The 17,350-nt window shown below is 43.8% G+C and carries 4 protein-coding genes; all 4 read right to left on the reverse strand.

All coding sequences use genetic code 11. From position 1 onward, the window contains the following. Positions 1-3 precede the first annotated feature (3 nt). The 4 genes from R7Z49_RS11085 to R7Z49_RS11100 all read right to left on the reverse strand — a co-directional run bounded on the left by R7Z49_RS11085 (position 4) and on the right by R7Z49_RS11100 (position 17,211). Positions 4-1,317: an HlyD family type I secretion periplasmic adaptor subunit gene (locus tag R7Z49_RS11085; protein ID WP_047102180.1), complete on the reverse strand. Its 1,314-nt coding sequence runs from the start codon at positions 1,315-1,317 to the stop codon at positions 4-6. Next, positions 1,314-3,485, reverse strand: coding sequence for a type I secretion system permease/ATPase (locus R7Z49_RS11090; RefSeq protein WP_258676649.1), 2,172 nt, complete (start codon positions 3,483-3,485; stop codon positions 1,314-1,316). The genes R7Z49_RS11085 and R7Z49_RS11090 overlap by 4 nt, the downstream gene beginning before the upstream one ends. Beyond that, positions 3,482-15,622 (reverse strand): Ig-like domain-containing protein, encoded by a 12,141-nt coding sequence (locus tag R7Z49_RS11095; protein ID WP_318111657.1) that lies wholly within the window; start codon positions 15,620-15,622, stop codon positions 3,482-3,484. The genes R7Z49_RS11090 and R7Z49_RS11095 overlap by 4 nt, the downstream gene beginning before the upstream one ends. 152 nt (positions 15,623-15,774) lie before the next feature. Then, positions 15,775-17,211 (reverse strand): arylsulfatase, encoded by a 1,437-nt coding sequence (locus R7Z49_RS11100; RefSeq protein ID WP_225478180.1) that lies wholly within the window; start codon positions 17,209-17,211, stop codon positions 15,775-15,777. Positions 17,212-17,350: the final 139 nt, after the last annotated feature.

The raw sequence follows: 17,350 nt of genomic DNA on the forward strand, positions 1-17,350 counted from the left end.
TGTCTATCTTTCTCTGAGCGAATTCTCTTTCGCACGTAATATAGGTTTTAACCAATAATTCAGTACTGTTTTTTCTCCTGTAAGAATGTCTACCACAACCTGCATTCCCGGGATGATCGTAAACTTATCATCAACCTTGAAAGTAACGTTGGCACGGTAGTAGGCATTGCCCTCTTCATTTTGAAGTGCATCGGCGCTTACGTAGGTCACTTCTCCTTCTAGGCCTCCGTAAATGACAAAGTCATAGGCAGACAACTTTACCGTTGCCGGCAGGCCAGGCCTTATGAAGGCGATATTCTGAGGAGAAATTCTCGCTTCAACGATTAACGTGCTATTACGAGGGACTATTTCTAAAATAGGCTCACCCGGCTTAACCACACCTCCGATGGTTCTGACAAAAACATCTTTGATGGTTCCATCGACCGGAGAAAGTAACTGCGTTCGATTCAACTGATCCGCAATCGCCTGACGACTTTCATTGAGCTGCGCTAGTTGCGTCACAACTTCATTGAGCTGCCCTTGTGCCTCTGCCCTAAAAGCAAGCGCAGTACCACGATAATCTGCGATGGATTCAGAATACACAGCCCTTTGCTTTTGGGCAGCAGCTTGTGAACTCGCGATGTCTCCTTTGAGCTTTATAACGTCTCTATTCAGTTTTAATAATTCCACTTCAGCTACCGCGCCACTAGAAACCACCTCTCTCAGCATATCTCGCTCTTTCGAGACAATAACCAGACTGCTTTTTAGTGTTTGAATGGTATTCAAGGTATCTAGATAAGCTTGCGATTGTTGCTCAATTCGCAATTTAGCCTCCTCCAGCTCAGACTCCAGTTGGCTCAACCGCTCAAGATAGTTTGCTTTGGCATTCAGATAGGCAGAGTGGCCGGTCATCGAAATATCAAATGTCTGAGGCTCGATACTCACTTGTTGTTTCCAATCCAGTTGGAGGCTATTCACTTTTACCGTTTCTAATTCAATTTGAAGCCTCTGCTTTCTGGCGAGCAAAGATTCAACTTGTTCAGAGGTCTCCGAATAGGTCGACTTAAACCTTGTATCATCCAGAATAGCGATGGTTTGCCCCTTAGTGACGCTTTCACCAGGCATGACAAGTAACTCCTTTAGAATACCTCCCTCTAAGCTCTGAATCGTCTGAACAGACAAAGTAGGAACAACCTTTCCTTCGCCGACAACCACTTCGTCTAACCTCGCCCACGAGGCCCAAATAATCACACTTAGCACTAACGCGGCAGACAACCAAATCAACGTTCTCGAACGGTTTGCTAAATGAGCATTACTCCAACGAACTGTGCTCATCATTGACCTCCTTCGCGTACAATTGATACTGCGCGTACTCTGTTCGTTTTCGCGTTAGACTGTTGTTTAGCAAAAATTTCTTGGGGCGCTCCTTCCCTCAAAATTGTGCCTTTATCAAGCACAACAATTCGATCACAAAGCGATAATAAGGAATGTTTATGAGAGCTAATAATCATCGTCGTCGAGTGCGGCAACGATTTAAGAGCATTAAACAACGCATTCTCAGCTGGCTGGTCTAAGGAACTGGTTGGCTCGTCTAAAATTAATGCTGCAGGGTTTCGATAAAAAGCTCTTGAAATCGCTACAGCTTGCCTTTGCCCCCCCGACAAATAACGCCCTCCTTCTCCGACTTGCGTTTCTAGACCATGAGGAAGGCGACTCATGTACTGGTTCAAACCCGATAATTCTATCGCACGGCGTAATCGTTCTTGATCAATAACATGATGTCCTAATACTATGTTTTCCATAATGCTGCCGTATATAAGATGCGAATCTTGGCCAACCCAACCCGTTTTCTCTCTTATCAATTCGGCGGGCCAAAGCTGACTGTCAATGTCATCAAAATAAACGCTACCCTGTAAGGTACTGAGTTGATTGGTAATAATAGAAAGGAGTGTAGACTTTCCTGCTCCTGCACTACCAATAACGCCAACGCGTTCGCCTTGCTTGATAGTAAGATTAATATCTCTCAAACATGGCATATCAACATCTGGGTATTGGAAGCTCACGTTTTCTAAACGTATATTCCCTGTAAATTCGGCAGACGTAATGACCTGACTGCGTTGCACCTCCTGAGGTAAAGACATGATAGAATTTAAGCCTTCAACCGCTGTTTTTGTCTGTTGATAGCGAAGTAACAGCATAGCTAACTGGTTAATCGCCCCTGCAGCACGACCGCTAAGCATGACAATAGCAATGAGCCCCCCCATGCTGAGCAATCCCTCAGAAATTCTGTACACGCCTGTTACAAGTAACATTACGGTAATTATCTGCTGGCTAGATTGAATGGAGTAAGCAACGATATTCGAATAGTTTCGCGATTGATTTTGCCAATCAGAAAGCATGGATACCGTTTGCTCCCAACGCTTTTGTGCTTCTCCCGTAGCGTTATTTTGCTTAATCTCTTTTAAAGAGGACAATGAATCAAACAAGTGAGCTTGTCGCTTCATGGATAGTGCAGCACTTTCCGTATGTGATTGTTCTATTTTTGCTTTTACCGCAAAGCCAAGGATCAGCAGGGTAAACATGACGGCAATAGGTATGAACATCATTGCCCCACCTAGCCAACCTATTAAGACTAAAAATAACAACGTAAATGGGAGATCAACTAAGGTCACAAGAGATGCAGAAGTAAAAAAATCGCGAACACTATCAAAATCTTGTAGTTGTCGAGCGAATGCCCCGACTGATGCAGGACGGTGTTCAAGTTTCATCCCCATAACTTTAGAAAAAAGTATCGAAGAAAGCTTGTTATCGATGTACTTACCCGCGGTATCAGTGACAACTCCCCTTGCTTTACGCAATAGCCAATCAAAAATAATGATGACGGAGACACCAGCGACCAAAACCCATAATGTACTGAAAGCTTGATTAGGCACTACACGATCGTAAACGTTCATAGTGAAAAGCGGAATAACTAGCGCTAGCGTATTGATAAGGAAAGAGGCAATCAAAAGATCTCGATACCACGGAGACATTTCTTTTACTACGGTGAAAAGCCAATGTTCATTATAATCCGCTTGAATAGAACTTATCCGTTTGTCCAGCTCTGGACGCATAGAAACTTGCCATGCTTGAGGCTGGAATTGATTCTGCAGTTCCTCGCTCGTAACGTATTGCGTTTCACTCTGGTCTTCACTAAATAACGTGACTTGATAATCGCTGTTATGTCGCTCAGATATAATAGCGGGTTGTAACGTCTTCCTATTGATTACCACCAATGGAAGGCTCAACATTGCGGTGGATTTTAAATCGATTAATGTGAGTTCAAGATCGGCTCGCTCAGCGGCTCTGATGAATAAGTCACTATCCAATCTACCCTCAACAAGAGGTAATCCAGAAAGCACCTTTTTTGTATGGTGTCTAACCTCAAAATAACGCATCAACCAAGTTAACGATTGCCCCCAAGGATCGTTAGTCAGCTCACTTGATGAGGATGAGTGATGCTTCATGACATACCACCTACTAGCAAGTTGTTGTCATCAATCATCTTCTGTAAGACATTTTCTTCGGCTACGCCAGTCGAGTCACCTTTGTAAAGCTGATCGAGAGTGACGCCCTGCATAAGAATCTGTTGTTTTGTCCCCGTCTCTTCTGGTTTTATGTGAAGCGTTACGCCATCATCATTCTCTGTTAAATCGAGCTTATTATCGACTTCTGTTATCGAGGTAGCGGTGATTATCGAGGCGATGTCAATTGTGTCATTATCATCACCAATAACGGATATTTGGAAATCGTTGATCACATCGTACGAGGGCTTTAACTCGTTACCGAGCCCTGAACTGTCAAACTGGAATACATCGCTGCCACTTCCTCCAATAAGCAAATCATTAGCATCTGTCGCAAGTAATGTTTGGTCACCCTCTTCCACTAAGGCAACATTGACTGTCTGAGCAGCACCTTCTGCGACTGTAGCACCCAGTGTTGCAATCGGTTTTATCGACAACGTAAAATCACTTGCACCGCTAAACCCGCCAACGATGGAAAGATCAGCGACATCCTCTTGATCAACAGTATAAAAGCCGTTCAATCTTTCACCATGACTCAACTCTAGATCTGTTGGTAATCCGCGAATCTCCACACTTCCAAACTCTTCGGGTGCAGGGTTGACTAAATTCATGCTCAACCCTAAAGGAATACTCCCAGACGCTTCAGACACAATAGATTGATAATCGGCCGTTAGTGTTGGCTCATCAGCTTCAGGGGTAACAACAATAGTTAGATCGGTGCTTTGCACATCTCCAAAATCGGTTTCGAGTTTCCCTGACACTATCGCTTGATCAAACGTTCTAACATTGAGAGCAACATCCATCGTTCCAAATGCATCCTTCGGAACGAACTCCAAACCTGACACTTCATTTGCTCGCACTAATACCGTCGCCACGGCATTGCCCGCGTCATCGAAGGTAAAGGATGAGAATTGAGTTCCAATACGAATCCTACCTAAGCCTTCCAATGCAGAGGGTTCAGAGCTTGCTTTGATCAACATCGACACTTCTATATATTCGTTGCTATTTGTTTCAAAACCGCTCGCTAAAAAGTCAATCGAAATGGAATCACCTTCATCTCCAGTGAACGTGTTAGAGCTTGTATTCAACGATACATCGTCGCCAATCGGTTTTACGCCGACGTTGAACTGAGAAGTGGTATAGTTATAGTTGTTTGATCCAGACTCTTGGGTAATAGCTTGCAGTGTTAATGAAATATCCCCACTAAAATCTAGTGGCGGTAGAAAGTAAACCTTATCAAGTTGTGCTTGAGTTAGCTGCCACTCTTTGCTCTCACCATCCGTTGAACCGTTATCAGGGAGTAAGTCGAACGTCCCGTTATTGTCCCAAACCAACACGGCTCCGTCTGGCACTCCTGTCATGACCAAAGACATCGACTCAGAACCATCTTGATCGATTAATGATGCAGATAAGTTTCCTAAATAAATATAATTATCTTCATTACCAACTACGTCTTCTGTTTCCAGAACCGCTTTATCAACCACTGGGGCAATGGTAACGGTAACTTCTGTTGATTTAGTTTGAGTATCTTTCGCACTGTCAGTACTTAAACAACTTCCCGTGACTTCATCAGTAATGTTTGCGTCAACGGAAATAACAAGCTCTCCACTGTAGTTTTCAGGTGGGATTAACTGAATTTCGTTTAGACGCGTAACATCTGTCACTACCCATGTTCCATCACCATTGTCAATGAGTAGGCTCGGGTCCACGGCAGTAAACCGCGCATTCTCGTCAGACACCGATAAAGAAACCCAATTGACACTTTCAAGGCCAGTCGCTGCGTCACCTTCTCCAGTAATGGACTGCATTGGCCCTTCACTATCGCCCAATACAAGAGCAAGATTCAGGTTGGTTATAGTATCTTCTTGAACCGTAACTTGGCTTGGTGCTATCGCGATATCATCGACAACAGGAGAGATTTGTACCGTAATGGTCTGAGCGGTTGTTTTCGAGTCACCATCGCATGGGGCCGTTTCTGTCACTTCTAAATTGAAAGTAATGCAACCAGCAAAGTCCTCATCCACGCCAGTAAGCGTCAAGGAAGACAATCCAGCGCTAGAAATTGAATAACCCAACAGATTGCCCGCATTATCATAAGCAGGTATCACACCTTCGCCAGTAAGCTCGACTCCTTCAGGTAAAGAATCTGCGGCGACAAAGAAGGAAACTAAGTTACCATCACTACTCGCCACATCAGGGTTTAAAAACGCCCCAATTGAGACATCTTCACCTTCTTTACCTACAATATCCCCACTTTGAACGCTTCCCGGTTCACCAGGATCAGCACACTGGTCTCCATCTCCTTCATGGCCAGTAATTTGAATTTGGAACTGACCTGTGATGTATTGAGCATCCGTTCCATCTCGAACATACGCTAACACATTCACATCAAGTATCTCTGTGTTAGATGGGCTATAAATCGATGCGCCAGCAAGCAAATCTTGAGCGGTTTCCAACATGCTATCACTTGTGATTCCTTCCATTGGAATCAGCCAGTTCCCATCGGCATCTTGAGAAGCACCATTCGGATGAGTAACAATGAGGTCTTGACCCTGCGGTATCTGTAAAACGATGTAATCGAGATACTCTGAACCATCAATATCCGCTTCTGTAAATGTAATGCCTCCACTCACGTCAACAGCAGACCCATCCGTACTTGTGAATACTTCAGTCGCGCCTTCTAAACGTGTTTTGTCAATATCTTCATTACCAATATCCACTTTTCCAGAAACCAAGACGCTCAAAGAGCCATTGATTGCCTTTACATCAGTCTCCATCGTAGGAGACGTGTCTGTCACTTCGTACTGAACTTCCAGGCTAAACGTCCCACTTAGGTCTTCATTAGCTTTTACAGTGATTCGTCCACTGTTTAACAACTCAGATAATGTTGCCGAGCTACCATCGAGTAGTTCATTGAGTTCTAACGGTAAATTACTTTCCTCTACTGCATTACCATCAAAGTAAAGTGTTAAGCCATCTGGAATGGATACAATGGTGTATCCTGTCAAGGACTCACTAGAATCTATATCTTGATTAACGACAGGCTCAAGATTTAGTGTGATGAAATTGTCCTCAATACCATTGCTTTGTAATTCTTGACCGTCAGTTTGATCAACAATAGGTGAGATTTCCATTTCCACTTTAAGAGGGGTTTCAGCAGAATCACCATCCGGCTCTGTTGAAACGACGATAACATCCATGCTCAGTGTTCCACTAAAATCTTGCTCTGTTTTGAGGTAAGTGTTTTCAAGAACAGCATTCGAGACCTGATAAACTGGCCCCGTTATTGGGTCCACGTAAGCAATTGGAAGAACAATAGGGTCACCATTTACATCTGTCAGTTGTGTTCCCAAAGGGATGTTCTGAAGCAAAATATTAATTTCTTCTGATAGATCGTCGTCTGATGTCTGGATGATAAAATCCAGTTGTATCAGGTTATCTTCGTCTAACGTAGAGAGATTACTAATTACTTTAGTCGCTTGATCATATTGCCAATTCCCCTGTCCACCATCTAGGACAATTGGTTCATCGACCACGCCTTTTAGCTTAATGTCAATGGTTGCAGATTGGCTCTCGGCGGTTTCATTAAGAGGTGCTAAGCCATCAATAGTCGACTCTGTTGAAATGGCGGTTACTTGAAGGGATAGAGATTCAGTAAATGAGCTGATATCCGATTTTGGTTGAAGTAACGCCTCTGAATTGGCTAGAGCATTGGAGGTCACTAGGTAGGTATTAATACCGATAAGCGTGATCCCAGCTCCGACAGGCAGTGTCCAACCATCTTGAACTTCTATGCGATAAGACAGAGACTCCGAGCCATCTGTGTCAGTGAGCCGCCCTAGGATGTACTCTTTTAAGTCAATCGCTTGGTCTTCAAGCCCCTGAATGTTTTTAACGGTCAACGTAGGCACATCGGCATCTGGAGATATATCGATAACAACTTGCTCAGTGATCTCCGCTGTTTTATCTTGCTCATCGGCAAACACACTACCCGATTCAGTCGTTACTGCCGTTACATCAAAAGTAAATCTTCCGGCTAAGTTTTCGTTAGATGTGATTTCAATTTGATCTAACTCGGATTGGCTATACGCTTTACCTTCCTCAATAGCACTTCCGTTAAGTGTTAATATAAGTCCATCTGGAATATTCGAAATTTGGTAGTGGAGCGTTTCAGAACCGTCTTGGTCAAACTTTTCAGCAACAATATTGAGTGAAAGTGATTCAGCGGAATCTTCAACACTTTGATAAGAAAAGTCCGAATCACGAGACCACTCTGGCAAATCTGCAACCGGTAAAACGTTAACATTTAACGTGTTATTGCCTTGTAATACAAAACCATCTGGTTCGACATCAGATACGATTAATGCAGACACTGCTAACGAAACTTTGATAGTGTTGCCCGACAGGTTTAGCGCTGGTTGATAAGTGAGATCACCATTTGGAACGGTGAATATACCCACCCCCATTAGCTCTGTACCAGAAAGACTAATAAATCCGTCATTATCATCATCTTCAAGGCGCACTCCGTCTAAAAACAGAGCCCCTCCTTGTAGAGATTCAACAGAGATCCTTATCGCTTCAACACGCTCATTATTCTCCGTATCCCCAGGAGAAACTCTAATCGGTAACGCGACTGGCGTGGGGTCTCCACTGTTATTCGCGCCATTATCTTCTAACGTATCTACATTAACGGTTCGAATAAAGCCCCTGGCATCATCAAGAATTAATTGAGCTTCACTGCTTGCTTGGTCACCGTCTGCATCCGTCACAGTTATCGTTAGATCATCAAGCAAACCACCTACAGGCGTATTAACAATAAGCTCGGTAGTTAGCGTAAATGTCCCATCTTGAGCAATAGTCAGCGTTCCATATTTTAAGTTACCATCACTACTATTGATTAAATCGATGGTCCAAGCATCATTGCTAAATACCGAACTCGCCGTATCGTATGTTTCACCTGCATAGGTCAAACTTGAAATCAACGTGCCATCTGAACTGATTAAGTCGGCATTATTGCTAAACCAGTTTCCCGAAAACTCATCCCCCTCGGTAAGTTCAATTTCTATTGGTGAGCTTGTGTCTTCAGGGATATCATCTACTACACTAACGGTATATGTCTCAGCTTCAGACTGGTCGCCATCCTTATCAACGGCATAAATTGAAAAACTGAGTTCTAATGTGTTCTCGTCCGCTGGAACACCGTCAGGTTCATCGTGTTCAAGTGCACGGTATAGATCAAACTCGACAGTCCCATCGGTATTAAATCTAATTCTAAAGACGTCTTGCTCGCTTTCATCTCTTGCATATAACCAACCATTCGAGTCCGGTGAATCAAGCGAAACCAAGCTACCACTACTTGTTTTATAGCCGAGCGCATTGAACATATCGATATTCACGCTCACACTGGCGATAGAGTCTGAACCTTGTAATAGCGTAATGGATGGTGACGAGCCCTCGATGCCAGAATCAAGCGAATCATCATTCAACCCGCTTTCATTGACTGTGATTCCCTCTGTAATTACTAGTTCCGGAAACAAGCCATCATAGACCAGTATGTTGGACTCCGTAGAGATCTCGCTTCCATCAGAATCTCTCGCCACGATGGGCATAGAGATCGACAATTGCGTCCCATCACCTAAAACATGGTCAAGCGAGTGATAAAGCTCTACAGTTATATTAACGGTAGACGTATCATTTGATGGCAAAGAGAAGTCACTAGGTAACGTGACCCTAAATACAACGTCTCCAGTGTCTGAAATTGCGTCAAAGCTTCCATCATTGTTATCGTACCAAGTGACAGCCTCTCCGTTATAAGTAACAGCATCACCAAGTGTAGTTTTGACAGTATCTCCATCATTTATGTCAACACCCAGATACACAATCGGATCGAATGATGACGTAACTATCACATCCGTATTCGCTATGGCTGAAACCCCATCAGGAGCAATGTTTGTATCGACAGGTGTTTCGGTTAACTCGACATTGCCACTATTGATTAGCGCTTGTCCATTGTCGTTATCTATAACATTAATGTCTAAAACGACCGACGTGTTATCTTGGTCTGAGTCGATTGCAGTAACAACGAGAGGTACGTTTGGATCAGTATTTTCTTGTTGGTCGAGAGCCTGAAAAAGCTCAAAGGAGTAGGTAATGTCGCTATTTGCATCAATAGGTAATGAAGCATTAAGGGTAGCTTGAAAGATGGGAATCTGAGTTTGCCCATCTTCGTCAAGAATATAACCATCAAGTGTTTTGCCATCCGCAGAGACTTGATAAAGCACAACTTGTTCACCACTCGTCAACAAGGGTTGTTCAGAGACGATGAACGACAAAGATTCGAGGTAATCACTGCCAACCTCAACTTGAAAATTCCCTGAGCTCAACACACTTCCATTTGCGAGATCAGATTCTTTTACTTCTACCCCATTCAAATTATTTAAAGTTGGGTCTGCGCCATCCTTTAGAACATAGTCAATTTCATTCTCTACAAGCGGTGTGGCATCTAAATCTACGCCACCAATGGTCAACGGGAAAGTGACCGTATCACTGCTATTGAATTGATCGATAGGGTGCTCAAGAGTAAGTGAAATTGAAGCTAATACATCGTTACCCGACTCAACGCCACTCAATGTTAACGTAAATACAGTGACACCATTCGCAAATGCTGTAATTTGCTTTCCACTGGAACTTAACGTGTAGCTAAGCTCATTATCAGAGACTGAGCTTGTAAGCCCTAATGCTTCTAACTTAGTAATAGATGACCCACCGAAATACAAACTACTCGGATCCGGATTGTCAGATCCCGCGACAATATTGACAGTTCCTTCAAAGTTCAATATCGGGCCATCCAAAGGGACTTCTGTTACGTCTATAGTCGCATTGCCTACGTAACCTGCTTGTCCATCAGTAATGTCAATGGTCGCGTTAGCCAAGCCATAGTCTTGGGAGTCATCTGCAGCTAAATAGCTGAAAGAAACACTTTGCTCGACCGAATGATCTAGGTTTCGACCTGCATCAAACTGCCAAGAGCCATCAGAAAATACGGTTAATTCGCCTTTTTCTAAACTAAAACTTACGGATCCCCCCTCTAGAATTGACTTCTGCTCCCCGCCAGCCTCTACAAATTTCACATAAAGTGTTCCATCAAGATCAATATCATTTTCAAGTAGATTGCCCGTAATTGTTTGATCTTCTAAGACTGAGTATGTGTCATCTCTAATCACCGGATCAGAGTCATAAATAGTAATCGTTAACGGTGCCACAACCGTCTCTTGTGTACCATCAGCATCACTTTGAGTGCTTTCAACCAATACGTTAGTCACCAGCTCATCTTGACCTACACCATGATCAATCGCTTCATAAAAAGTAATTTGAACCGTACCATCATCATTGACTTCTGCTGAGAAAACTAATCGGTCGTCAGTCGATGTTCCTTGTAAGCTCAACCCATCTTCTGCAACAACAACGTTAATAGATTGACCGACCGATGTAAGCGCGCTCAAACTTGGCTGCTCTGCATGCAGTGCTGGCACACCATTTTCTATGTTGATGGCTGCCGAGCTGCTTTGCTCACCAAAAAATCCAACGATGTTTTCAGAAAATACCGTTGAACCGGGTAGCACTATTGTCGGCATGGTATCGACCGCATGGTTGCCGGCGGCATCCAACACTTCAGCTTCAATGGTCCACGTGCTGTTTAGATTGAGAGTGTTTACGTCAATTCCGGTTACTGTCCACGAACCTGATGCATCAACAAGGCCAGTAAAATTCAGCGTGCTGTCTCCGTCACTTACCCGAATCGTCACTGCCAGACCTTGCTCTACACCACTGGTTGTCCCTCTCATTTCCGTGACTATACCCTCACGGAAATCATCAATGGCAAGGCCACCGCTAATATAAAAATCCGTATCGATATCAATGGTGGGAGCAGTGGCATCTATGGTCGTAGCCTCATCCATTGCTTTCGCTTGGTTGCCCGCTACATCATTCACGGAGGCAGATACGGTTAACGCCCCATCGGCTAACGTGGATAAGTTCGCCCCTTCGACTTGCCACATACCATCAACGACAACGGCATTGAACGAGAGCATCACCCCCAAGCTGTCTTGAACCGTGACAGAAACCGTCTGACCATTTTCAACATCACTGACTTGCCCTGACAAAGTGACAGATTGGCGCTCTTCAATGTTTAAATAGCCGTCTCCGCCATCGTCAACGTCCACCGTCACACTTGCAAGCGTATCTTTGATGATGGTGTTTTCACTGGTTGCAGGGTTGCCCGCTATATCTATACTCTCAGCAACAACTGTCAGCGTACCTTCAGACAACCCAGAAAGGTCAACGTCGTCCAGAGACCAACTTCCACCAGTCACCACCGTTTCTAAGTTTATGACCGCTCCTAACGAGTCGGTTACAGTAACTTGGATACGCTGGCCATCTTCAATGTTTTCAATCGTCCCTTCGAGGCGAGTAGTCGCGATTTCGTACTGATTTAAATACTCATCCCCTCCACCATCAAAATTGACGTTCACCGTTGCAAGCGTATCTTTAATGGTCGTATCGACGGCGTTCAGGTTATTGCCATAAATGTCAGAAACCACAGAAGTCACCGTAAGCGGCCCTTCAGCAAGAGAAGACAGATCAACGCCTGATAGGGTATACGCCTCATTCTCTACGGTCGTTGTAACAGTAATGGAATTATTGAGGCTGTCGGTAATGGTGATAGTAACAAGCCACTCATCGCTTATCTTGAGTGCGTCACCTTGAATCGTGACACTAGGAACTTCAAACTGGTTTTCGTATCCATCGCCGCCATCAAGAATATCCACCGTTAAAGAGGCATCATCGTTCAAACCTTCAATTGCCTCTAAGGTAATATCCAATGTTACGGAGGTGGTGTCACCGTCTGAATCTGTTGCATTAACTAACAATGGTATATCCAGGATTTGATCTTTTGACAGATCGAAAGAGCGATATAATTCAAAGGAATACTCTATTTCACTACTCGACTCTAAAGGTAATGTGGATAATAGTTTCGATTGAAAAATATTTACTTCCACCCCACCTTCTAAGATATAGCCAGTAATTGTCGTACCGTCATCAGACAGACGGTAAAGCAACTCACTTTCACTACTCACTAATGTGGGCTGGTTTAATTCGCTAAATCGAAGAGAGTCAACATAATCACTCCCGATATCGAGTTGAAGGCTCCCAGTCTTAAAGATTGCCCCACTTTCTAGATTAATCTCCTCGATTGCAACAACAGTCAAGTTGCTCAACGTAGGATCAACACCATCTTTCAACACGAAATCAATTTCATTCTCTACAAGCGGTGTGGAGTCTAGATCTGTCCCTCCAATGGTCAGCGGGAAAGTGACCGTATCACTACTATTGAATTGGTCGATAGGATGATCAAGAGTAAGCGAGATTGAAGCTAGTACATCGTTACCCGACTCAATGCCACTCAATGTTAACGTAAATACAGTCACACCATTGGCAAATGCTGTGATTTGCTTTCCACTGGAACTTAACGTGTAGCTAAGCTCATTATCAGAGACTGAGCTTGTAAGCCCTAATGCCTCTAACTTAGTAATGGATGCCCCACCAAAATACAAACTAGTCGGATCAGGGTTATCAGAGCCAGCAATCACATTAACACTGCCTTCGGTGGTTAATAATGCCTCTCCCAGAGGTACTTCTGCTGTGTTTATAGTAGCGCTGCCTACATAACCCGCTTGGCCATCTATAATGTCGATAGTTGCGGTTGCTACACCGTAATCTTTTGAATCATCGGCTGCGAGATAATCAAAAACGAGACTTTGCTCAACCGTGTGATCTAAGTTGCGACTGGCATTCAACTGCCAAGAGCCATCTGAAAATACGGTTAATTCACCCTTCTCTAGACTAAAACTTACTGAGCCACCATCAGGGACAGACTGGATCTCTCCTCCGGCTCTGACATATCGAATGTACAAGTCACCATCAATATCAATGTCATTCTCCAGTACATTGCCAGAAATGACTTGGCCTTCGGTTACACTATATGACTCATTTGCGATCACTGGATCGGCATCAAGGATGGCGATTTCTAGGGGGGCCACAACCGTTTCTTGTGTACCATCAGCATCACTTTGAGTGCTTTCAACCAATACGTTAGTCACCAGCTCATCTTGACCTACACCATGATCAATCGCTTCATAAAAAGTAATTTGAACCGTACCATCATCATTGACTTCTGCTGAGAAAACTAATCGGTCGTCAGTCGATGTTCCTTGTAAGCTCAACCCATCTTCTGCAACAACAACGTTAATAGATTGACCGACCGATGTAAGCGCGCTCAAACTTGGCTGCTCTGCATGCAGTGCTGGCACACCATTTTCTATGTTGATGGCTGCCGAGCTGCTTTGCTCACCAAAAAATCCAACGATGTTTTCAGAAAATACCGTTGAACCGGGTAGCACTATTGTCGGCATGGTATCGACCGCATGGTTGCCGGCGGCATCCAACACTTCAGCTTCAATGGTCCACGTGCTGTTTAGATTGAGAGTGTTTACGTCAATTCCGGTTACTGTCCACGAACCTGATGCATCAACAAGGCCAGTAAAATTCAGCGTGCTGTCTCCGTCACTTACCCGAATCGTCACTGCCAGACCTTGCTCTACACCACTGGTTGTCCCTCTCATTTCCGTGACTATACCCTCACGGAAATCATCAATGGCAAGGCCACCGCTAATATAAAAATCCGTATCGATATCAATGGTGGGAGCAGTGGCATCTATGGTCGTAGCCTCATCCATTGCTTTCGCTTGGTTGCCCGCTACATCATTCACGGAGGCAGATACGGTTAACGCCCCATCGGCTAACGTGGATAAGTTCGCCCCTTCGACTTGCCACATACCATCAACGACAACGGCATTGAACGAGAGCATCACCCCCAAGCTGTCTTGAACCGTGACAGAAACCGTCTGACCATTTTCAACATCACTGACTTGCCCTGACAAAGTGACAGATTGGCGCTCTTCAATGTTTAAATAGCCGTCTCCGCCATCGTCAACGTCCACCGTCACACTTGCAAGCGTATCTTTGATGATGGTGTTTTCACTGGTTGCAGGGTTGCCCGCTATATCTATACTCTCAGCAACAACTGTCAGCGTACCTTCAGACAACCCAGAAAGGTCAACGTCGTCCAGAGACCAACTTCCACCAGTCACCACCGTTTCTAAGTTTATGACCGCTCCTAACGAGTCGGTTACAGTAACTTGGATACGCTGGCCATCTTCAATGTTTTCAATCGTCCCTTCGAGGCGAGTAGTCGCGATTTCGTACTGATTTAAATACTCATCCCCTCCACCATCAAAATTGACGTTCACCGTTGCAAGCGTATCTTTAATGGTCGTATCGACGGCGTTCAGGTTATTGCCATAAATGTCAGAAACCACAGAAGTCACCGTAAGCGGCCCTTCAGCAAGAGAAGACAGATCAACGCCTGATAGGGTATACGCCTCATTCTCTACGGTCGTTGTAACAGTAATGGAATTATTGAGGCTGTCGGTAATGGTGATAGTAACAAGCCACTCATCGCTTATCTTGAGTGCGTCACCTTGAATCGTGACACTAGGAACTTCAAACTGGTTTTCGTATCCATCGCCGCCATCAAGAATATCCACCGTTAATATAGCATCGGGATTCAACCGCTCAGGAGCCTGAGTCTCAGAAGTTGGGTTCTCTCTTTCTTGCACTGCTGGCCTAGTAACATAGCCATTAGAAACGAGTTGCTCAGGTAAAACAGCGCGAATATAGGCAACAAAACTTAACCCACCAGAAGACTCACTAAAATCTCGAACGCTCTGATTAAAAGTGGATTCAATACCGTTTTGAGATGCAATTAAAAGATCATTCGAACTCGATTCATCCTCACTTGTTGTATCTTCATTAAATGCAATATCGAGAATGTCAGTATTAAGAACAACCACCTCTACTTCTGGAACTAATTGTTCGTTGGGCAACATTTGGATCCAAGAACCGTCACTTAAAACCGCCCAAAGAACATTACCGATTTGAATGTAGAGTATTGGCTGCATAATTCGCCCCATATGAAACAACGAACTTTAAGTATGGTCGACGAATATGACTGTTCAAATGAAACTAGAAAAAACATGGCCCTAAATGGCTCTAATGAGATATTGAACCAAAAACATACCTCATGTATGCGAGAAAGAGCCATTGGGGTAAACTACTTCTGGCGTAATCCATCCACTGGAAATTGATTGAAATTCCCCTTGCTACAATCGGGCTCATATCCAAATGGAGCAGGGAAAGGAATCGTATCGCAGCTTGTTGAAACGGAAGATTCAAACTTTACTCTCTTTCCTATCATGATAGGAAATAACCATGTGGCATTATTTCTTAAATCAAACTCCTCTTTAGGGTCATCAATCAAATTGTATATTTCAGGGATCTGTAATGGGCGCCCTTTCTCCGGCATGATATCTTGATCAATAAAGTGCATCTTGTAATTTTCCCACTTATAAGCGTAGGTTTCAGATCCATTGTTAACGATGAAACCATCTCGATTAGACTTTTCACTATCTCCCTTTAAAAAGGCCCACTGATCAATACTATCTATTGTTCTATCGCTTGGTAATTTGTATCCACCGACATGAGAAAGTGAGGCAAATAGATCCACAACATGGATAATTTCATCACTCACTCTGCCCGGTTTGATGTGGTTAGGCCAAGAGGCAATAAATGGTGTTCGGAGAGAGCCTTCAAGAGCCGTAAAGTACGCACCACGCCATGGTCCGCTAGAGCCTTGGTATGGCATATGCCACTCTGGACCGTTGTCAGAAAACCAAATCACTAGTGTATTGTCTTTAATTCCTGCTTTTTCTATTGCACCAATAACTTGCCCAGCTCGAAAATCTATCTCAGCTAACACATCTGAGTAATTTCCTTTGCCTGTTTTACCAATAAAATCAGGATGAGGTAGCGTCGGTAAATGTGGTTGAGTAAAAGTAATTACAGAGAAAAATGGCTTATTCTCTTTCACATTTCGATTTATAAAATCTGTGGCATGTTCAACTAGCTCACTGTCAATCGTTCTACGTGAGTCCAAATTATATTCTTTGACCCCTTTAGGATCCTGCCCTGCTCTAGCTGAAAGGATTTGAGGTTTAGGTAATATAGCTTTATAACCGGGTTGAGAGCTATATTCTGACTCATCCGTCGTATTTGCAATGCCATACCATTCATCAAAGCCTTGATCCGTTGGAAAGCGCCCTTTTTGGTCTCCCAAATGCCATTTCCCGTAAAGGCTCGTGTTATATCCTTGTTCCTTAAACTTCTCTGCAATGGTTATCTCCCAGTTCACCATACCGTAAGGCACTCCCCAAACAACCTTATCTGTCCCAGATCTAAGCGCTCGCCTCCCCGTCATGAATGAGGAGCGAGTTGGCGTGCATTGCGGTTCCACATTAAAATTAGTAAGGCGTACACCTTCTCTAGCAAGTTGATCTAAGTTTTTAGTTTCAACACCTCTGGTACTCCCATAGGAACTTAGTTCCCCCCACCCAAGGTTATCAACCAACATTACCACGACATTTGGTGTCTCTTCCGCAACCACTTCTAACGGGATACATAGAAACAGGATAGTTGCTAGTTTATTTTTCATAGTGTCGCCTTTCATTGAAATTCAATCCTGTAAGTGCTTCTTATCACACTTAAAACACACTAAAGTCTAGTCCATGTTAGTTAACATTTTTGAAAAACAGGGATTACTTGGAAGCAACAAAAAACCTCTACTATATTCA

Source organism: Vibrio sp. 1562, from assembly GCF_033340155.1.
In the GTDB taxonomy this organism is placed as follows: Bacteria; Pseudomonadota; Gammaproteobacteria; order Enterobacterales; family Vibrionaceae; genus Vibrio; species Vibrio alginolyticus.